The sequence below is a fragment of the Xanthobacter autotrophicus genome (assembly GCF_030015065.1).
Classification (GTDB): Bacteria; Pseudomonadota; Alphaproteobacteria; order Rhizobiales; family Xanthobacteraceae; genus Xanthobacter; species Xanthobacter autotrophicus_D.
The window spans coordinates 1-564 of the sequence record NZ_JAIVFN010000315.1 but is presented as its reverse complement, the minus strand read 5'-3'; the positions used below and the strand labels follow the sequence as shown (position 1 = coordinate 564).

The 564-nt window shown below is 60.3% G+C and carries 2 protein-coding genes; both read right to left on the bottom strand.

Annotated elements, in window-relative coordinates:
• Nucleotides 1-54 precede the first annotated feature (54 nt).
• Entirely contained in the window at nt 55-294 is a 240-nt protein-coding gene (locus tag K9U40_RS23300) for a hypothetical protein (RefSeq protein WP_159815855.1), read from the bottom strand.
• Between the two features lie 72 nt (nt 295-366).
• Nucleotides 367-564 (bottom strand): hypothetical protein (locus K9U40_RS23295; protein ID WP_282892444.1); only part of this gene is annotated, 198 nt, incomplete at its 5' end.

Genomic DNA, 564 nt, shown 5'->3' with positions numbered 1-564 from the left:
GCCTTCGAAGGGGCTTTTAGGCGTCGCTGTGGGGTAGGGTGCTGTCGCGACGTTTCAGGCCTTTGGGCGGGCCTGCAGGGCCTTCCACTCGGTCTCGCTGAGGGGGTGCAGGTTCCCGTCATCGTCGAGACGGCCATACACCTTTGTTTGCGTGCGTGCGTCGGCTTGTATGACCAGGTCTGGATGGTCGCGATCAAACGAGCACGTGACGGGGTTCGCTTCCATCGCCGCGCGCAAGGCAGAGGAGTCTTTCGGGGACGCCAAGACCTTGGCGAGTGATTCGAGGGGGGTCATCACATTCCTTTTCCATGGCGTAGTGGATTGACCCCCCCCTTCCCGCCATTTTTTAGAAGGCGGGGGGTGTTGCTAAATGACCTTGAGATGCTCGTTCAACGCCATGGTCCTGCAGGTCTCGACAAGGCCTATCCAGTGCGGGTCGCCGGCATTCAAGGCATCCTGCTTCTGCATGATTTTCTTCGCCTCCTGCGCAACCTGCTGCCTGACTGCTTCAAGCGCTGGATGGGCGCCGTTGGCTTTCAACAGAAGCGTGGTCATGCCACCCCC